This window comes from Niallia circulans (assembly GCF_003726095.1).
GTDB classification, from domain to species: domain Bacteria; phylum Bacillota; class Bacilli; order Bacillales; family Cytobacillaceae; genus Niallia; species Niallia circulans_A.
Genome location: NZ_CP026031.1, coordinates 3,179,996 through 3,199,716, shown reverse-complemented (window position 1 = coordinate 3,199,716; position 19,721 = coordinate 3,179,996). Strand labels below are relative to the sequence as shown.

Genomic DNA, 19,721 nt, shown 5'->3' with positions numbered 1-19,721 from the left:
GCATTCCCCTGTATAGTAGCTTGTCGTTTCTTGTCCAATGCTGTCAAACATGTCAAAAAACCTCGAAATATTTCGTCTTTTATTAGTTGTATCTCTATTTCCACAGTGTTAACATTACTTTGTAAGCGTTTTCTATCATTGGTGCCTAACCATTAAATTATCTACTTTTTAAGGAGGAATTCGATGAACCAACAGACTGTGGTTTTAAAAGAAAAGGTTGGAAAGTTCCTAAGTGGTAAGAAAAAGTTATTTATTAATGGTGAATTTGTGGAGAGTCAAACACAAAAAACGTTCGACAGTTATAATCCAGCGACAGATGAGGTTTTAGCAAGTGTATATGAAGCTGGTCCAGAAGATATTGATTTAGCAGTGAAAGCGGCACGGAAAGCTTTCGACGAAGGACCTTGGTCAAAAATGAGTGCTTCTGAGCGCAGTCGTCTTATGTACATACTGGCCGATTTGATGGAGAAAAACAGTGCGGAGCTTGCCCAGTTAGAAACGTTAGATAATGGGAAACCGATTCGCGAAACAACTAATGCGGATATTCCATTAGCCATTGAGCATATGCGCTATTATGCGGGTTGGTGTACAAAAATTACAGGACAAACGATTCCAGTTAATGGTCCATACTTTAATTATACACGCCATGAAGCGGTAGGAGTAGTTGGGCAGATTATCCCTTGGAACTTCCCGCTGTTAATGGCAATGTGGAAGCTTGGAGCGGCCCTTGCAACCGGATGTACAGTGGTATTAAAACCAGCTGAGCAAACGCCGTTATCTGCGCTTTATTTAGCGGAATTAATCCAGGAAGCGGGTTTCCCGGAAGGCGTTGTAAATATTGTTCCTGGATTTGGGGAAACAGCTGGCCAGCCGCTAGTTGATCATCCTTTAGTAGATAAAATTGCCTTTACTGGTTCTACCGAAGTTGGAAAAATGATTATGGCGAATGCCTCTAAAACATTGAAAAGAGTTACATTGGAGCTTGGTGGGAAATCACCGAATATTATCCTGCCAGATGCAGATTTAACAAAAGCTATTCCAGGTGCTTTTAATGGTGTTATGTTTAACCAAGGACAGGTATGCTGTGCTGGGTCTCGTGTCTTTATTCAAAAGAAACATTTTGATAATGTCGTTGCCGATATGGCAGATCAAGCGAAAAAAATGAAGCAAGGTGCTGGCATCCATGCTGATACAGAAATTGGACCGCTAGTTTCCGCTGAACAGCAGCAACGAGTTCTTGGTTATATTGAAAGAGGGTTAAACGAAGGCGCGCAACTAGTCGCAGGTGGTTTTAATCCACGTGAGGAAGGATACTTTGTTTCCCCAACTGTTTTTGCCGATGTACGCGATGAGATGACAATTGCCAAGGAGGAAATTTTTGGACCTGTTATTTCGGCAATGCCATATGACGATTTAGATGAGCTGATCAATCGCGCAAATAACAGCGAATATGGTCTAGCAGCAGGCGTCTGGACGAGAGATATTGCCAATGCTCACTACATCGCCAGCAAACTCCGCGCTGGAACCGTTTGGGTCAACTGCTATAATACATTCGATGCAGCTTCCCCATTCGGCGGATACAAACAATCAGGCATTGGACGCGAAATGGGCTCCTACGCCCTAAACAACTATACAGAAGTAAAGAGCGTATGGGTTTCTATGCAGTAAGGGAATCGAAGGGACAGTTCTTATTGCTTTTTGATTGCATGATATAGAAAGTAGTGGCTGACTCGAAAGTCGTTGAAGAACAACTTTTGAAGTCGGCTTCTTTTTGTTAATTTAGCAGGAGTAAAGGTTCCGGCCTCTGCTTTCACAAATGCTTCTAATGCTCCTATTTGATAAATGACTATATCATATTGGAAGAAAACTCCGTATAAATGTGTATTTCGTTTTCACGAAATGTAGGCAAAGGACATAGTAATAAAGAAGGAAGAAGGGAGGAAACATGTAATGAAGAACATTCTATTGATAGTCGCTCTAGCTCTGACCATTTTTGTTATTTACCTTATTACGATGCATCCAAATCCAACTAAAACTGTCTATATTCCTCCTACATCATCTTTGGAAGAAAGGGTATGTGAAGAAGTATCGGCACAATTTGGTGATTGCAAGCAAATTCTGTTGCTTGATGCGCAGTCCCGTATCGTTTTTGCGGAAAATAGTTCGGGGGTTGTTCCTGTGCTTACTAATAAAGAATTTACTGACTTTCAAAAAATTATTTATCCCATATTAGAATTTCAGGAGTTTCAAGAAGAGAAACAGGAGAGAGGATCCATTACCTGGCAGGCAAATAATAAGCTCGAAAAGGATTTATCCATTATTTATGGGTTTGCCGAAGATAATGCCAAAACGATCATTATTACTAGTGAGGGTAATGTCCAGCCAAATAAGTTTTTCCTTCAAGATAACCTCTGGGTATGGTATGCGACTTTCACGAAGGATAATGTTAAACTGCCAGTTGAAGTAGATATTTATGAATAAATGGAATCGTAGGGACATGCTTCCCTTAAAGAGTAAAGAAGCTTAGGAGCCTTCCTATGCTTCTTTTTTGGTTTATTTAGGGGATTTCCCACGGGAGCTATGTTGTACTGAAGCTACCAGTAAAAGCAATTTCTCATCCAGAGAAGTAATATCGCCAAGTAGAAAAACGCTTTATCAATGATGGCTGCTGGAAAATAAGAGGAGAGCGATAGAACCACCTCTGAGAACTAAAAGGAGCTTTGGTAGGAAAATGTCGAAAATGGTTGTCGAAAGTATTGATATACGTCAACTTTTGTCGATATGAATATTAAGAAGTAAAGTTATATGTTTTATGGCACTACAAAGAGTTATTTAAGGGAGATGAGGAAGAATGAAAAAAGGAAAAGACAGATCGATTAAAACAAAGTTTATTTTGTATTTTCTATTAATTGGTCTTATTCCAGTAATAATAGCCTCCAGCATTATTTATTATGTAAGTAGTAATAATGCGTTAAACAATGAAGAGGAATGGCTTGGTAATCAAACAGCCAATACAGTAGAAAACATGGAGGAATGGATTCAAAAACGATTGGATGAGCTTACGCTTATTTCGAAATCAGATACCATTATCAATGGAGATCTTGCAGCTCGGAGTAAACAAATTAATATTGTCAAAGAGCAAGATTCAACTTATGAATCAGTTGTAGTTATCGGAAAAAACGGGATGGTGGAAGCACATACAGACCCTAGTCTAGTTGGTAAATTAGACTTATCAAAAAGAGATTATTTTATCAAAGGGATAAAAGGAGAACAGAGTGTTTCGAATGTCCTTAAGTCCAATGCGACAGGAAATCGAGTTCTTGCAATAGCAACGCCGATCATAAATGCCCATAAAGAAGTAGTGGGGGTGGTATCTGCTACCGTTAACTTTGAAACCCTTATACAGGATTTTTTACAAAATGAAACTTCTCAAAATAAAAGCACATATCCTGTATTAGTTGATAGTAATAATATAGTTCAGTTTCATCCTAATGCTGACTTAATCGGTAAGACAATTGAGGAAGCTGGTTTTTCCAAAAATATAGGAACTATTTTCGAGAAGGGGAGAACAACAAGTGGAACTAAAGAGACAGAGCTGGATGGAGAAAAACAACTGGTTACTTATGCTCCCCTAAAAAGTGCAGGTTTAGGTATTTATTTATTTACTTCCTTGGATGATATATTAGAAATTACTAGTAGTATTAAGAACATTACGACCATTATACTTGCAGTATTTTCTGTGCTGATAATTGGGGTGGCAATTTGGATTGCAAACGGGATGACAAAACCAATCCGAAATATTGTTGCTCAGCTGCGTTTAGTTGCAGCAGGAGATCTTACAAGCAAGGATGTAGCTATCCAATCAAAGGATGAGATTGGTCAGTTAGCGGAAAATACGAATTCGATGAAACATAGCTTGCGGGAATTGATTAAACAGTTGAAGGAAAGCTCTGTACATACAGCAGAAACATCTGCGCAATTGGCTGTGAGTGCAGATCAATCCAATCAAACAAGTGTAGTAATAACGGAATCGATACAAGCTGTTGCTGAAGGAGCAGCCGATCAGGCGGAAATGGTGACTGAAAGCACAGAAGCGCTTGATGAAGTGGCACAAGGAGTACAGCAAATTGCAGAGGCTTCGGCGACTATCTCTGAAAAGGCCAGCTCAACATTGAATAAAGCCCAAACTGGTAAGGAATCTGTTGAAAAAAATATTACCCAGATGAATACAATTCAACAATCGGTTCAAAACTCAGATGAATTGACGAAATCACTTATTGTAAGATCACAGGATATTGTGAAAATATTGGAAGTTATTACTTCTATAGCTGATCAAACAAATCTGCTTGCGCTTAATGCGGCAATTGAAGCAGCAAGAGCTGGGGAGCACGGGAAAGGATTTGCAGTAGTTGCCGATGAAGTTCGGAAACTGGCAGAAGAGTCACAGCGTTCTTCTCAAGAAATTGCTGGGATAGTAACGAAAATTCAAGGGGAGATTAAACAAACGAGCGAATCAATGAATGCAGTCATGGATGAAGTTCAAAGTGGTGTATTGATTGCTAATAACTCAAGAGAACTATTTAAGGAAATCCTAGAATTGACTTATGAAGTTTCTGATAATATTACCAATATGTCTGCCACTTCGGAAGAGATTTCAGCAGGAGCAGAAGAGGTATCTGCTTCCTTTAATCAAATCTCTACTATTACTAAAAACACGAAGTCAAGTACACAAGAAGTGGCCGCAGCCTCAGAAGAACAACTAGCAGGAATAGAGGAAATTTCCTCAGCTGCCCAAAGCCTCAAAAACTTAGCAGCTGAATTAGAAAAAACGATTACAAAATTTACAATATAGGAAAAAAAGGGACGGTTCATCCGTCCTTTTTTATACTCTTTATGAAGGATGCAGGAGAATTTCTCTTGAGGATTTTATGGATAAAATTTAAATTTTTTGCAAATACTAACTTCAAACTTTTTCTGAAAACCATGGATTATATTCTCAGCATGTGTTGATTTCACTAAGATGTACACTAAATTTACTTTATCTATTAAAAAGGTGGCTGGGGAAAGATGTGAACAGGAAATCATTTGAAAAACTTTTATGGTCCATCGCTTTGCCTGGCTTTGGACAGCTGCTTAATAAGAAATATATAAAAGGAATTATTTTTATCTTACTTGAGTTAGTTGTGAACATACAAGCTAACTTTAATACAGCCATTATATTAAGTTTTCATGGACAAACTTCCGCGTCTTTAGAGGAAGTTAATCTAAAATGGCTTATGTTTTATCCGTGCCTTTATTTTTTTGCGATGTGGGATGCAGTAAGAGATGCTGATGAGAAAGGAGAAAATTCTCCTTTATTATTTCTTCCATTTGTGTTTGCAGCTTATTTTGTAACAGTAGGATTAATCTATTCATCAGAGGTTTTCCTATTTGGGCATCTAATCGGCCCTATTTTTTTACCAATGCTTTTTGTGTTACCAGGTGTAATCATTGGATTGGTCATAAGGAAAGTAATATATATATTTACGAACTGAAACGCCATTTTTTAAATGGTGTTTTTCTAATATTCAAGTAAAGGAATGAGGAAAACAACGATTCTTTAAAAGCGCCTCAACTAAAATAAAGAAAAGTTCACAAAAAATTTCGGAATATATACAAACATATTACTTTCTAGCCAATCATAAGCTTTTAAGAAGTAAGGAAGGTTTACTAACTGCCATGATTGGAGGAATGAATGAGTATTTTACAATCAGGAACTCCCACCTACTTAAAGATAATCAGTAAGAGAAAAGGACTGCAAGAAATTATCGAAGGAGATAATCTTTATTCAAAGAACAAGTTTGGCAAAAAGATTGAAGCTGAGTAAGCCGACTATATCAGCATTGGTAGATGATGGTGAAAGAAGGCTGGATTATTGAAAAAGAAAGTAAAAAGGCGGCAACAAAAGGGGAGAAAACCTGTCCATTTATTGTTTGCCAAAGAATACAAATATACGATTGGCATAGATATTGGAGGAACGACGACTGAAATAGCGATTATGGATTTGGAAAATTTATTCTGCACCGCAAAATCGACACACAAGAGGCGTTGAAGAGGAATTTTGTTCAATTGCTTGTTGATCAAGTAAATAGCATATTAGAGGAACAAAATAATAGTCATACAAAGGTGCTGTCTTTTACGATTGGTGCACCAGGAATGACGGATTCAGAAAATTTTATTTGCTCGCCGTTTACTCCATTTAGAGAGAGGAGTGAAGCAATATAATGCCAGACAGTAGATCGCAAGTCTATGTAAACCATATATTAGAACCCATCTATGATTTTACGAAACAACATTACCTTCCTTATTTATTAGAAATTAACATCGCCCATGCTACTATGCTAGCCCACCAAAAAATCTTAACAAAAGAAGATACCCAAAAAATCATTAAAGCGAATCAAGCACTATTAGCAAAAGGTTATCCCCAACACTATAATCCTCTTTATGAAGACTTATTTTTTATGCTGGAAGAAGATTTGAAAAAGGAAATCGGCGAAGTGCTTGTTGGAAATATGCATATTGCCTTTAGTCGGAATGATATGGATGCAACCATGTATCGAATGGTATCTCGAGAAAAGCTTCTGCAGTTTCTTACCTTACTTGTAGAGTTAAAAAAGGTATTGTTACGTTTGGCGAAAGAACATGAACTAACGATTATGCCAGCCTATACACATAATCAGCAAGCACAGCCTACTACCTTAGCCCACTATTTGTTAGCTATCGATAGTAGTTTACAAAGGGACTTGGAACGTGGTTTCGCGCTTTTAAGAAGAATCAATGAGTCTCCAATGGGAGCTGCTGCTTTAGGGACTTCTGGTTTTTCAATTGATCGTTCATTTGTGGCGATCCAATTAGCTTTCGATAAACCAATGGAGAATTCCTATGATTCTATTAGTGCCGCTGATTATATGCTGGAAATAGCTAGTGTGATCAAAATTACTTTAAGTACCTTATCGCGTTTTACTCATGATCTCTTGTTTTTTACGACAAATGAAGTAGAAGCAATCAGATTAGATAAAAGCTTAGTGCAAACATCGAGCATCATGCCTCAAAAACGAAACCCTTCATCTTTAGAACATACGAAATCTCTCATTAGCCGGACAATTGGGGAAGTAAATGCTGCTTTTATGATGTCCCACAACACACCTTTTGGGGACATCGTCGATATTGGGGATGATATCCAGCCTATTCTTATCAATGGCTTTTCTCATTCCTATCAAATTATCGAATTACTGACAGAAATTCTTAAAACGATGGAGGTAAATGTAGATAAACTCCTGACCCGTTGTTCAGAAGGCTTTTCCACCGTAACGGAATTAGCGGATGTACTGGTTAGGGAGTGCCAATTATCCTTCCGTGATGCCCATCAGATTGTCAGCATTTTGGTTCAGCGATTAGCTAGTACTGGGAAAAAAATAAAAGATGGTTCTGCTGAACTAGTCAAACAAATTTCTCAGGAGATATTAGGAACACATCTTCCTTTAACAGAAGAACAATATCAAACTGCGATTAATCCTTTTCATTTTGTTATGGTTCGCTCTGCTTTTGGAGGCCCTAACCCAAAAGAAACAGAGAGACAGCGAATAAGGTCCAGTCAAAAGCTTGCTGATTTTTCAAAAGAAGCAGCAATATATAGAAATAAATTTACTTCTTATAAGCAGCTGCTTCGCAATAATAACAAACTTGTTTAATAGGAGGGGTTCTATTGAAAAAGTTTTTAAGTGTATTTCTTTTTCTAGCCATAGCAATGGTTATTGTTGGTTGTTCAAAGGGAAAGGATTCTGGCGGGGAAGCAGATGGTACGGTAACTATTGAATATTGGCAATATGCCTATAAGGCGAAAGTGGATTTAATGGATGAGCTTATTAAAGAGTTTGAAGATAAAAACCCAGGAATTAAAGTAAAGCAGACAACTTTTCCATATGAGCAATACAATGAGAAGGTTGCTACACTAGTTCCAGCTGGAAGAGGTCCCGATGTTATCAATTTATATTATGGCTGGCTGCCAAAATATATTGATTCAGGCTATTTACAGCCTCTTCCTGAGGATGCATTTCCAGTGGATAAAATCGAAAGTGAATACTTCTCCTTAGTAAATGCAGCAAAATTGGACGATAAATATTGGGCCATTCCGACTGCGGTTCGTACTCTTGCCCTGTTTTATAACAAAGATCTTTTTGAAAAAGCAGGCTTGGATCCAAATAGTCCGCCAAAAACATGGGATGAATTAGTAGATTATGCGAAAAAACTGACAGTAAGAGAAAACGGAAAGCTTGAAACAGAGGGGATGGCGTATGAAATTGGTGCACAGCTGAACAACTGGTTTTATGATGCTCTTGTCTATCAAGCTGGCGGTCAAGGGTTGAGTGAGGATCGTAAGCAAGTTCTTTGGGATGATACACCTGCTGGTTTAGAAGCATTTACGTATTTAGTGGAATTCGGATCCAAACATAAAGTTGGCGAAAGTGGTTTTTATACAGATGATGTAACAGCATTTAAGACAGGGAATGCGGCGATGAATATTGACGGTTCCTTCCGTTTAGGTACATTGGCGACAGATGCACCTGACTTAAATTATGGGGTTGCGCCACTGCCATCTTATAAAGAAAAGGCCACACAATCTTCGTTCTGGGCAAATGGCATTACAGCTAAAGTAGAAGGAGAGAAATTAGAAGCTTCTAAAAAATTCTTAGCGTTTTTAACAAGTGATGAAGTGATGGAACGCTGGATTGACGAGGTAGGAGAATTGCCAGCAAAAGAAGCGGTCGCAACACAAGATAAATATGTAAACGATCCATTATACGGACCATTCATCGAACAGCTTCCATATGCCAATGCACAATTCTATGTCGACGAAACAGCACAAAGACAATATGTTATTGATGCAGTGAATGAAGTGTTGCTAAATGGAGTTTCAATTGAAGATGCCTACAATGATTTCGCAGCTAAGTCACAAAAGCTCTACGATGATTATTGGAGTAACAAGTAAAGATACTGAAATAAAGAAAGGCGGTAATCGTCTTTCTTTATTCAGAAAGGAGGGTTTTCATGTCTGGGAAGAACCATTCTGCCGTCCCAAAAAAGACTGCTAGATTTACGTTAAAGCAACAAAAATATATCTTTGTATATACATGCTTGCTGATACCTCTTCTTTTTTTTATTTCGATTCGGTTTTTGCCAACACTTTATACATTCAACATCGGGTTTCGGGAATGGGATATTCTATCAGAGGATAAACCATTTGTAGGGATGGATAATTATGTAGCCCTTTTTAAAGATGAAGTCTTTCGTAAATCACTAATAAATACATTTATCTATGTCGTTTTTGGTGTAGTAGGACAGCTGATGTGTGGATTAGGAGTAGCGCTGCTTTTGCAAAGGATTAATAAATTTGTCGGGGTATTTCGCGCTATTTATTTCATTCCCTATGTGACAAGTATTGTTGCGGTAAGCTGGGTGTTTAAATGGATTCTAATGAACAACGGCGTTGTGAATGATATTCTCATGAAGTTTGGGTTGGAAGCCCAGCTTTTTCTTAAATCACCTGATCAAGCAATTTATATTATTATCTTAACGATGATCTGGCAAGGTCTCGGTTTTCAAATGATTATTTTCCTAGCGGGCCTTGAAAATATCCCGAAAATATTCTATGAAGCTGCGGAAATTGATGGGGCAGATGGTTGGAAAAAATTTATTCATATCACCTTGCCGTTACTAAATCCAACCATTGTATTTTCCGCAGTTATTGGCAGTATTAGTTTCTTACAAACCTTTACCCAAGTGCAAAATATGACACAGGGTGGACCACTTCATTCTACTATATCCGTTGTTCTTTATATTTATGAATTAGCCTTCCAGCACTTTGATATGGGTCTCGCTTCTGCGGCAACAGTTATCTTATTTCTGATTATTTTAGTTATCACGATCATTCAAATGAAAGTTTTGACAAAGAAATTTGAGTACTAGTTTTTTATGGGGGTGAGGAGTTGAAGAAAAGAAGGTATTTAAAAAAATCAATCGTCTATATTCTCTTGACCGTTGGGGCTATCTTTATGCTGTTCCCTTTTATTTGGATGGTATCCACATCCTTTAAGCCGCCGACGGAAGTATATGGACTGAAGCTGCTTGCCGACCACCCTACATTGGAGAATTATCGGAAGATCATGGTGGATACCCTATTTAGTAAATGGTTTTTAAATAGTTTTATCGTGGCAGTGATTACTACTATAAGTGTTGCATTATTTGATACCCTTGTTGGTTATGTTATTGCTAAATTTTCCTTTGTTGGCAAGAGTATTATTTTCTTATTCATCTTAAGTTCCTTAATGATTCCTACCGAAATGCTGATTATTCCTTGGTATATCATGTCTACTGACTTAGGCTGGGTTGATACGTATTGGGGAATTATGTTTCCAGGCGTAATTTCTGCCTTTGGTATTTTTCTCATGAAACAATTTATGGAGTCTATTCCAGATGACTTACTCGATGCTGCAAGAATTGATGGCTTAAATGAATTTAAAATTTTCTTTAAAATCGCCATTCCACAAGTATATCCAGCATTAGCAGCGCTATGCATTTTCACATTTTTAGGAAACTGGAATGCCTATTTGTGGCCGTTAATTGTTATCGAGACAGAAGAAATGCGAACACTGCCAGTCGGCCTTGCCTTTTTCTCCGGTGAAAACCAAACTTACTGGGAAATCGTCATGGCAGGAGCTACCATCGCTGTTGTACCACTAATCATCGTCTTCTTAATCTTCCAACGCCATATTATTAAGGGGATAACGTTGACTGGGTTGAAGTAGGGGAAGTGAAAAAGAAGCTTTTCCAGTTAACCAAACTTGATTAAAGGCTGATCACAAGCATTAGAGGGAAGTAGTACAACTGTCCCTCTGCTGCCATTCCCATCTATACTTAGACAGATGGGAATTATTTATGATTATTGGTAGATGTTGATTAATGACCAGAACCCATTGCATCTACATGATGGACATGTTTGCTATTAATCCAGATGAATAACACAGAAACTAATACAAATCCAGCTCCAACAAGGAATGGTACAGATGGATTAAATATTTCTGCTAACTTTCCTGCTGTGTAAGGCGCAATGGCTCCACCTATAAAGCGCAAGAAGCTGTATGCTGCTGAAGCGGTAGATCGTTCTACAGGAGCAGCATTCATTACGGCAGTTGTAATAAGCGTATTGTTATTTCCTAATAAGGCACCAGCGAAAATAACTGCTGCGATGATAACCCATTGGGTTGTTGTCCAAATTCCCATAGCAACTAATACAACTGCAAACAAGGTTAACATGGCACACATTGATTTTACGGTTCCGAAACGTTCCTGCAATCTTGGTGCCATAAAAACAGAAGTGACAGCTAATAAAATACCCCAGCCCAAGAATACAAAGCCAAGTCCATGTTCGTCTAAGCCCATTACAAACGGTGCATAGGCTAACAACGTGAAAAATCCAAAATTATATAATGCTGCGGCAATCCCTAAAACAAGTAATGAGCGATGTTTTAATGCTCTAAACGGATCTGCCAAGGACGTTTTAGATTTAACTGTATTCGTTGTATTCATGGAAGTATTTTTTGGCATTAAAATGAAAATACCGAAAAAGGCAATAATCATTAAAACAGCTACCCCTAGGAAAGGACCTCTCCAGCTCATGGCTCCCAACCATCCGCCTAGTAGTGGACCGACAGAGATACCAAGTCCAATCGCTGCTTCATAAAGAATAATTGCTTTAGCAGTACCACTGTTTGAAAGAGATACAATTGCCGCTAATGCAGTTGCTACAAACAGGGCATTACCAAGCCCCCAACCTCCTCGAAGTCCGACAAGCGCCCAAATCCCATTTGATAGTCCGCCTAGGCAAGAAAAAATAGCAATGATAACAATTCCTAAAATAAGTGTCCACTTAATTCCAAGTCTGGAGGAAATCATCCCAGTTACCAGCATTGCTACAGCCATTACGGCATTATAGCTAGTGAAGAGTAACGTTACCTGGCTTTGGGAGGCATGAAGTTTCTCGGCAATAGCAGGAAGGATCGGATCAACGAGACCAAGCCCCATAAAGGCAATAATCCCCGCAAAAAATACAGCCCATACTGCTTTAGGCTGTTTTAATAAACTAGCTTCTGTTTTCGTATTTAAATTGTTTTTGGTTGAATCTGCTGATACAGATTGTGAAGATGACATTTCATTCTCCCCTTTATTTTTTTATTCCCTTTGTTTTTATAGACTAGATTAATTCTTTAAAAGAATTCCTTATAACATCACCGCGACTAATAATGCCTACTAAAACTCCATTTTTTTCAACGGGGACCTTTTTAATTTGCTTTTTACCTAACAGAGCTGCAATCTTTTCTAAATTTTCATCCCAAGACACTTTAATAACCCTTTTCTTCGCAATTTTCATTACGTTCAAATGTAAGAGACTTTGCAATCTATGTTCAAAATCTTCATCGTCCCCTTTAATAACAACAGTATAATAAATACTGTCGATAATATGATCATCATGTTTGCCAATGTATCGCAGTACATCTCCATCACTGATGAAACCGACAATCTCATTGCGGTCATTAACGATAGGAAGACCGCTAATTTTATACTGAATGAATTTTTCGATGACAGAACGGACGGTGTCGCCTTCTTTCACTTTATATACTCGGCTTACCATAATATCATGGGCTAGCATTTATCTGTCCCCCTTTTATTTTTTGGACAAGTAGTTGTATAAGGAAACTATATAATTGTATTATACAACTATATAACGAAACGTCAATTGTTTTTACGGAGATATGGATTCCCCTTCTTATTACAAATCTTTAATCAAGTATGCTATCATATTTTATAGAAATAATGGAAACGGTGAGGTAGTTAATCAATGGATGAACAATCGCTGGAAGAACTTGAAGTGGAATTATCTATACTGATACGACGGGTTACCCATACATCTTCTCATAAAAAAACTAGCAGCTTGGATCGGTCAGCTTATCTGTTGCTGCATGAAATAGTGACAGCAGGCCCTGCTGGTGTTAAAGCGCTTGCGATAGAATTTCAATTAGATGTTTCTACTGTAAGTCGACAGGCGGCTGCGTTGGAGCAAAAGGGCTATTTGCTGAGAATTCCTGATGAAACAGATGGAAGAGCTTATACTCTCCAGATAACTGAAACAGGATTAGAAGAATTTCAAAAGGAAAAAAAGTTTAGAAAAAGCAGGGTGGCGGAAGTGACCAAGGTTTGGACAGAAGAAGAGCGTGAGACTTTTGCTAAGTTATTAAAAAAATATAATCAGTCGGCGATGAATGTTCATCTATGATTGATTCAAAAAGAGAATAGGTATTTGAAGAAGTGTTTGCTTATGAGGGAAGGTATTTTCGCCTTCCCTCTTTTCTATTGGGAGAAAGTGTAATCGGAGGTTGTTTACGTTTTTTTCATGATTTTTAAAGGGAGACAGAGAAATGCTCCTTTCTTTTTTTTATTAATATTTTCATATAGTTTGAAAAGCAAAAGAAGGTTATTGCTGGGATTTAATGTTTGTTATTTCCTAGTTAAGACAGTGCTCTAATATATGGAGGAAGCACAATTAGAGATTAGTACGAGATTTGAAGTTTGAAAATAATCAATTTTCTGATATAAAAGTACTATTTTGCAAAAATAAAAAGGGGAATTGACTATCAATTTAGAATATTAAGTTTCGTAATATTACATATTGTGTTCAGAGGGGGATTTTTGGTGGTAAAGAAGAAACTCAAAAAAACAGCATTGGCAGCAGTACTTGGAATTAGTACTCTCTCACTAGGGTTATATAGTCCTCCTGAGAAAGCTGCTGCAGAAGCAGCGTATAAAGAGGTTGTCTCCAGTTACGGAGGAGCTCCTATTGATTTAGGCATTGCCAATGATGAACGGATTATTGAAATGCTGAAAAAAGAGGGAAAGTTGGCAAAGCATGCAAGCACTGGTGAAACGGAAAAAGCTTTACAAAAGTATTTACAAGGCAAAGCAGAAGGAGCTAAAAAAGAAACTAAGGATAAACTGCCGAAAGCCTTATCTAAATTAGAAACAAAGGGAGAAAACGAAACATCTAATCATAGTCTCCAAAAGGGAAAAGGAAATAAATTAGGACAGGCAAAGAAAAATACAGTGGAATCTGTCAAAGAGGAAGCATATGAAGGGGAAGTTCGTGAAGATAAGGTTCTCGTTTTAGCGATAGATTTTCCAGATTATAAAAAAAGCTCGATTACAAAAGATGAGACAGATATGTTCTATGAAGATTACACACATGAGCACTTCCAAAATATGATTTTTGGCGAAGATGGTTATGAAGGTCCGAACGGTGAAAATCTTGTCTCCATGAAACAATTTTATGAAGAGCAATCTGGTGGCAGTTATTCGGTAGAAGGGGAAGTTGCTGGCTGGTATACAGCTGATCATGAGGCCGCTTATTATGGAGGAAATTATCCTGGGGCAGATGATAGTGATGCGCGTCCTCGTGAATTAGTCTATGAAGCATTATCAAAAGCTGCACAAGATCCAAATGTAGACTTAAGTGAGTACGACGTATGGGATCGTGATGATTATGATGGCGATGGTGTATATAATGAGCCAGATGGAATTATCGATCATTTAATGGTTATCCATGCAGGGGTTGGTGAAGAAGCTGGTGGAGGAGCCCTAGGGGGAGATGCTATTTGGTCTCATCGTTGGAATTTAGGAAACCTAGTTGCAGTGCCAGGGGCTACATCTAATAGCGATCGTTTCGGTGGCTTACTTGGTGCATATGATTATACCATTGAACCAGAAGATGGTGCGGCAGGTGTTTTTGCGCATGAATACGGACATGATTTAGGTTTGCCAGATGAATATGATACGCAGTATACTGGCGGCGGTGAAGCTGTGGCTTACTGGTCTATCATGGCTAGTGGCAGCTGGGCCGGAGATGTTCCAGGAACGGAGCCGAGTGGATTTAGTGCATATGCCAAGGAATATTTGCAAGGCGCCCATGGGGGAAATTGGTTAAGCGGCACTACGTTAAATGCAAATGAAATTACAAGTAAAGGAACAGAACTACTGCTGGACGAAGCGGTAACAAAAGGAACAAATAATGACGCAGTGCGTATTAATCTTCCTGATAAAACAACAGATGTAAACACACCGGCAAGCGGGAAATATGAATACTTTAGTGGTAGTGGAAATAATATCGATCATTCCATGAAGACAGCAGTAGATTTGACCAATGCCACAAGTGCCGAGTTGACTTTTAAAACATGGTACGACATCGAGGCTGAATGGGATTATGCATCTATTAAGGTGAATGGTGAGACGATTAAAGGAAATATTACCACAACCGAAAATCCCAACGATCAAAATCCTGGAAATGGGATTACAGGCAGTACCAATGGTGAATGGGTGGATGGAGTCTTTGATTTAAGTGCATATGCTGGACAAAAGGTCGAAATTGAATTTAATTATTGGACCGACGTGGCAGTTGCTAATCCTGGTTTCTATGTAGATGATATCAAAGTAACAGCTAATGGAACGGAAGTATTAACAGATGGTGCAGAAGAGGATTCTTTCTTTGCATTAGAAGGCTTTAAAAAGGATGAAGGAAAATTCTATTCAAAACATTATTATTTATTAGAATGGAGATCACAAAATGGAGTAGATGAGGGTCTCGCGCATATTCGCCGTGGTGCTAGTCTTATGAGTTATGATCCAGGTCTTGTTGTTTGGTATGTGGATGAGTCATATAGTGATAACTGGACGGGAGCGCATCCAGGAGACGGTTATTTAGGAGTAGTTGATGCAGACCAACATACAAACTACTGGAGTGATGGAACTGTAGGAGCAACCCGTTATCAGTTAAATGATGCTGCCTTTAGTTTAGCTAAATCTAATAAAATGTTTTTAGATTATGCTGCTATTAACGGCACTACATTAAAAGATAATTTTACAAAACGAACTCCACTATTTGATGATAGTGCTGACTACAGCAACCAAGGAAATCTAGAAGCAGGCCGCAATATTCCATCGACCGGCTTGAAAATTCGCATAGTTGGTGAAAGCAAAGACGGAACAGTAGGAAAAGTATTATTATATAAATAATAATAAATAGAAGAGGCTGTCTGAAAAGCCCCTAATATAAAGCAAGAGGAGAAAAAGGCACGTTTTTCTCCTCTTGCTTTTCTATTCTGTTCTGTTGATTTCTATCCGAAAGTAGCTGGTGGATGCCTGCTACTTTCAATAGGTTGTGGACCAATGCCACAATATCAAACTCGACATGAACCTTATCGAGCCCCTGTGAATTAGGTAAATATGAATATATTGAAATTCCATTTATAAAGAATAAATGGAGAGCGTGGAATTAGCAGAATTAATTATAGAAAAAAGTAGCTGAGAAGAGAAAAAAACTCTTATTTAATGCCTATCACTCTGAAATTGCAGAACTGCAAAAAGACTATGAAGAATTATGGAAACAGTATTCAAGGCTATTAGACCACCTTGCAAAGTTGGTTGTACTTTTAGGATTTCGGGCCAATTTGGCCCCAAGTCAAATAAGGAATGAGCCACAGTGAAATGACGCAACATTCGCCGGGTTTGAGGAGCTCCTCAACAAGCTAATTTGAGGATTTTGCTACAAGGAAAATTCTTTAAAATGGGCAAGCGTGTGTACGCTTGCCCTGCTTGCCGATTAGCGAAAGAGGGATATTTACCCCTGCTTGGCTACAGATAACTTGCCAGTTTACGGGAAGTATTTCGGAATGATGTAGGGGACATTCCTTTTTTAGAAGTAAATTGCTTAATAAAATAGGTATCATACTCAAAGCCTGTCGAACGGGCAATTTCATTCAAACTCATGCCAGTATGGGTGAGTAATTCTTCTGCGACTTTTAATCGATAGGATAATAAATATGACATTGCAGTACAGTTACATCGTTTATGAAATAATTTATTGAGTGAAACACGGTTTAGGTGAGCACATTGTGTTAAATCATCGAGAGTAATTTTATTGGCGTAATTAGTGTGTATATATTCTAAAACCGTATCAACAGGAGACTGTCCATTTTCCGAATTTAAGCTTTCAATTAAGCTTAACATTTGAATAAGATTTTTTTTGATTCTGCAAACCCACAGTGAATCGCTTTGAGCAAATACTTCTGTTCCAATAATAAAAAACCAATCTAATAATTTTGGAAATGCTTTTGTGGTAATAAAGGGTACGCCTGTATGTGTGCTGTCTCTTTGAAATAAAGATAATCCTGTGTGTATTTTTAGATTGGGCATAAAATAATCTTCTGTTTTTGAAATTGGAATTGTACTAAGAAAATCTGGGTCAAAGCTGAACGATTGTGCTGATACTTTCTCTCTTTCAAAAACTTGTATCTCATCAGTTTGTGACAAACAGATTATCCCAGGTGCAGAAATTGCAATAGGTAGATTATTCAGCATTCCTTTTATACTCCCACTGGTGACAAATACTATAGTAAATCGATTCTGGTATGGTAACTCTTTAAAATTTTCTATGGCAAAGAAATCTATATTAACGATCCTTTTTTTATAGCGATCTATTTGTGGCATAATACTCTCCTTACAGATAGTATAGTTGAATGCTTCGTTTATTACATTGTACCAAAGAATCGCGAGATATAGAATATTGATGTAGCACAAGGGTAATATCATATTAACCAGCTTTTTACTATTAAAGTTATGTAAAATGATTTTAATTAACAAGGAGGAAAATAAATTATGGCAGTAAAGGTTGCAATTAACGGATTTGGACGCATTGGCCGACTTGCTTTCAGACAAATGTTCTCTGCAGAGGGTTATGAGGTAGTAGCAATTAATGACTTAACCAGTCCGCAGATGTTGGCTCATTTATTAAAGTACGATTCTGCGCAGGGAAGATATGCTTTAGCTGATAAGGTGGAAGCGAAAGAAAGTTCTATTGTGGTAGCAGGCAAAGAAATTGAAATTTATGCTCAAAGGGATCCTAAAAATCTTCCTTGGAGTAAGCATGACGTAGATGTGGTTTTAGAATGTACAGGATTTTTTACATCAAAAGAAAAAGCATCAGCCCATATTGAAGCAGGAGCTAAAAAAGTTGTTATCTCCGCTCCAGCTGGAAATGATCTGCCCACAATTGTTTATGGAGTAAACGAAAATGTTTTGAACAAAAATGATACGGTTATTTCAGCTGCTTCATGCACAACAAATTGTTTGGCTCTGATGGTTGATGTACTTGATGAATTGGCTCCAATTGAAAAAGGATTCATGACAACAATTCATGCGTATACAGGTGATCAAATGACTCTTGACGGTCCTCATGCAAAGGGCGACCTACGAAGAGCTCGCGCAGCCGCTTTAAATATCGTACCAACTTCTTCTGGTGCTGCCAAAGCAATAGGACTGGTAATTCCAAAATTAGAGGGGAAATTAGACGGTGTATCTCAACGTGTGCCAGTACCAGCTGGTTCAGTGACAGAGTTAGTCGCTGTCGTCAATAAGACGGTAAAGAAAGATGATATAAATACTGCTATGAAAGCGGCATCTTCTGATTCATTTGGATATACAGAGGAACAGTTGGTATCCTCTGACATAATCGGTATAACATATGGTTCATTATTTGATGCAACACAGACAAAGGTTACTTCACTTCCTGATGGGAAGTCTTTAGTGAAAGTTGTGGCATGGTACGATAATGAAAATTCGTATACAAGCCAAATGGTTAGAACAATTAAATATTTTGCTGAACTATAGTCTGTTGCTTAATAAGGTATGGCACTAAGAACTTGTGAGAAGTCCTCAATATCTTTTGCCTTTTAATACACGCTGGATTCTGCATTGGGAAGTTGGATCACTGCGTATTAAAAGCAAATGGCATTTTTGAGCTAAATCAAAGCCGCCATAACTTAGTAAATTAAGAGAGTGTAATTAATGCCCCCTCTTTTTGTATATATGCTTGCGGCTTTAGGACAGGAGGTTTTTATGTATTCAAAGTTGCTGTTTTATTTTGGGAAGGAACCGTTACCCAGCTGTAACGGTTTAGCCTAGATGAAGCTGCCATACTTTATAAATTCAAAATAAATATCAAAATGATGACCAGTCAGTGTGGTCATTTTTTATTCAACATCTTTCATGCAAAATTTGTGCAGGGATGTTTTTTTGTACTTTTTGTTCATTGGCAGCATATGGGACATCCCCTCCCTTTTTTATTTTTCTTTAATTAACTGTACACGGCCTACTTGTCCATCTTCTAGGCGAACCTTAATTCCATGGGGATGGGAGGGAGACTTTGTTAATATATCTTTTACAATGCCTGCTGTTCGTTTCCCGGTTCTTTGATCTTGTTTTAGTACTATTTCAACAGGTGTGCCTGGTGTTATGTCTTTGCGATTCTGACCGTTCATTATACACCCATGCGTTTTCTTTGGTTATTTGGCTTTTTTGTTAACTGGCTTTTCATTTTTTGCATTTTTTGATTGCCACTCAAACTTGCTTTTCCGCCTTGTCCTTGCTGTGCTTTATTTGCCAGCTGCTGCTTCATGGCTTCTTGTAAGCTAATTTTCTTTTTACCTTCTTGTTCCCTTGTCTGCTTATCGTTCATATCGCTCACGGATTTTTCCTCCATTATTATCGAAATAAAGTTCCTCCCTTATCATAACATCAATCGG

Annotated in this window: 19 protein-coding genes; 14 read left to right on the top strand and 5 right to left on the bottom strand. The window is 37.9% G+C overall.

From position 1 onward, the window contains the following. Window positions 1-183: 183 nt before the first annotated feature. The 11 genes from C2I06_RS15330 (at window position 184) to C2I06_RS15290 (ending at window position 10,844) form a co-directional block, all read left to right on the top strand. Complete coding sequence (locus tag C2I06_RS15330) at window positions 184-1,668, top strand: aldehyde dehydrogenase family protein (RefSeq protein WP_095329706.1); 1,485 nt, start codon at window positions 184-186, stop codon at window positions 1,666-1,668. A gap of 282 nt (window positions 1,669-1,950) precedes the next feature. After that, a complete protein-coding gene (locus tag C2I06_RS15325; protein WP_095329707.1) occupies window positions 1,951-2,481 on the top strand; it encodes a hypothetical protein in 531 nt (176 codons plus the stop codon). A 370-nt stretch (window positions 2,482-2,851) separates the two neighbouring features. Beyond that, window positions 2,852-4,852: a methyl-accepting chemotaxis protein gene (locus tag C2I06_RS15320; RefSeq protein ID WP_095329708.1), complete on the top strand. Its 2,001-nt coding sequence runs from the start codon at window positions 2,852-2,854 to the stop codon at window positions 4,850-4,852. 217 nt (window positions 4,853-5,069) lie between these two features. Continuing rightward, entirely contained in the window at window positions 5,070-5,534 is a 465-nt protein-coding gene (locus tag C2I06_RS15315) for a hypothetical protein (protein ID WP_095329709.1), read from the top strand. Between the two features lie 200 nt (window positions 5,535-5,734). Further along, window positions 5,735-5,866 carry a hypothetical protein gene (locus C2I06_RS25845; protein ID WP_268877112.1) on the top strand — a complete coding sequence of 44 codons (132 nt, stop codon included), beginning with the start codon at window positions 5,735-5,737 and terminating at the stop codon, window positions 5,864-5,866. Window positions 5,867-5,914: 48 nt separating this feature from the next. Then, window positions 5,915-6,091: an ROK family protein gene (locus tag C2I06_RS15310; RefSeq protein WP_123258346.1), complete on the top strand. Its 177-nt coding sequence runs from the start codon at window positions 5,915-5,917 to the stop codon at window positions 6,089-6,091. Further along, on the top strand, window positions 6,088-6,264 hold the full coding sequence (locus tag C2I06_RS25090; RefSeq protein WP_164463714.1) for a hypothetical protein: 177 nt from the start codon (window positions 6,088-6,090) through the stop codon (window positions 6,262-6,264). Before C2I06_RS15310 ends, C2I06_RS25090 begins: the two co-directional genes overlap by 4 nt. Continuing rightward, the gene (gene argH / locus C2I06_RS15305) at window positions 6,264-7,730 is read left to right on the top strand and encodes an argininosuccinate lyase (RefSeq protein ID WP_123258345.1); all 1,467 of its coding nucleotides are present in this window, start codon (window positions 6,264-6,266) and stop codon (window positions 7,728-7,730) included. Before C2I06_RS25090 ends, argH begins: the two co-directional genes overlap by 1 nt. 14 nt (window positions 7,731-7,744) lie before the next feature. Next, entirely contained in the window at window positions 7,745-9,028 is a 1,284-nt protein-coding gene (locus C2I06_RS15300; RefSeq protein ID WP_249928230.1) for a sugar ABC transporter substrate-binding protein, read from the top strand. A 59-nt stretch (window positions 9,029-9,087) separates the two neighbouring features. Next, window positions 9,088-10,005 (top strand): carbohydrate ABC transporter permease, encoded by a 918-nt coding sequence (locus C2I06_RS15295; RefSeq protein ID WP_095329711.1) that lies wholly within the window; start codon window positions 9,088-9,090, stop codon window positions 10,003-10,005. Window positions 10,006-10,025: 20 nt separating this feature from the next. After that, window positions 10,026-10,844, top strand: coding sequence for a carbohydrate ABC transporter permease (locus C2I06_RS15290; RefSeq protein ID WP_061798203.1), 819 nt, complete (start codon window positions 10,026-10,028; stop codon window positions 10,842-10,844). Between the two features lie 151 nt (window positions 10,845-10,995). Here the strand turns inward: C2I06_RS15290 and C2I06_RS15285 are convergent, their stop codons facing one another. After that, window positions 10,996-12,246: an MFS transporter gene (locus C2I06_RS15285; RefSeq protein ID WP_123258344.1), complete on the bottom strand. Its 1,251-nt coding sequence runs from the start codon at window positions 12,244-12,246 to the stop codon at window positions 10,996-10,998. A gap of 43 nt (window positions 12,247-12,289) precedes the next feature. Further along, on the bottom strand, window positions 12,290-12,745 hold the full coding sequence (locus tag C2I06_RS15280) for a CBS domain-containing protein (RefSeq protein ID WP_123258343.1): 456 nt from the start codon (window positions 12,743-12,745) through the stop codon (window positions 12,290-12,292). A 189-nt stretch (window positions 12,746-12,934) separates the two neighbouring features. Here C2I06_RS15280 and C2I06_RS15275 point away from each other — a divergent pair, with 189 nt between their 5' ends. Both C2I06_RS15275 and C2I06_RS15270 read left to right on the top strand, forming a co-directional pair. After that, window positions 12,935-13,369 carry a MarR family winged helix-turn-helix transcriptional regulator gene (locus C2I06_RS15275; protein ID WP_123258342.1) on the top strand — a complete coding sequence of 145 codons (435 nt, stop codon included), beginning with the start codon at window positions 12,935-12,937 and terminating at the stop codon, window positions 13,367-13,369. Window positions 13,370-13,785: 416 nt separating this feature from the next. After that, window positions 13,786-16,155: an immune inhibitor A domain-containing protein gene (locus tag C2I06_RS15270; protein ID WP_123258341.1), complete on the top strand. Its 2,370-nt coding sequence runs from the start codon at window positions 13,786-13,788 to the stop codon at window positions 16,153-16,155. Window positions 16,156-16,773: 618 nt separating this feature from the next. On the opposite strand, the gene C2I06_RS15265 is transcribed toward C2I06_RS15270, so the two are convergent. Further along, window positions 16,774-17,628 (bottom strand): helix-turn-helix domain-containing protein, encoded by an 855-nt coding sequence (locus tag C2I06_RS15265; protein ID WP_095329714.1) that lies wholly within the window; start codon window positions 17,626-17,628, stop codon window positions 16,774-16,776. 168 nt (window positions 17,629-17,796) lie between these two features. Here C2I06_RS15265 and gap point away from each other — a divergent pair, with 168 nt between their 5' ends. Beyond that, window positions 17,797-18,807 (top strand): type I glyceraldehyde-3-phosphate dehydrogenase, encoded by a 1,011-nt coding sequence (gene gap, locus C2I06_RS15260; protein ID WP_123258340.1) that lies wholly within the window; start codon window positions 17,797-17,799, stop codon window positions 18,805-18,807. A gap of 452 nt (window positions 18,808-19,259) precedes the next feature. Here the strand turns inward: gap and C2I06_RS15255 are convergent, their stop codons facing one another. Both C2I06_RS15255 and C2I06_RS15250 read right to left on the bottom strand, forming a co-directional pair. After that, window positions 19,260-19,457 carry a YwbE family protein gene (locus C2I06_RS15255; RefSeq protein ID WP_095329716.1) on the bottom strand — a complete coding sequence of 66 codons (198 nt, stop codon included), beginning with the start codon at window positions 19,455-19,457 and terminating at the stop codon, window positions 19,260-19,262. Then, the gene (locus C2I06_RS15250; protein ID WP_095329726.1) at window positions 19,457-19,654 is read right to left on the bottom strand and encodes a hypothetical protein; all 198 of its coding nucleotides are present in this window, start codon (window positions 19,652-19,654) and stop codon (window positions 19,457-19,459) included. The genes C2I06_RS15255 and C2I06_RS15250 overlap by 1 nt, the downstream gene beginning before the upstream one ends. Window positions 19,655-19,721 lie beyond the last annotated feature (67 nt).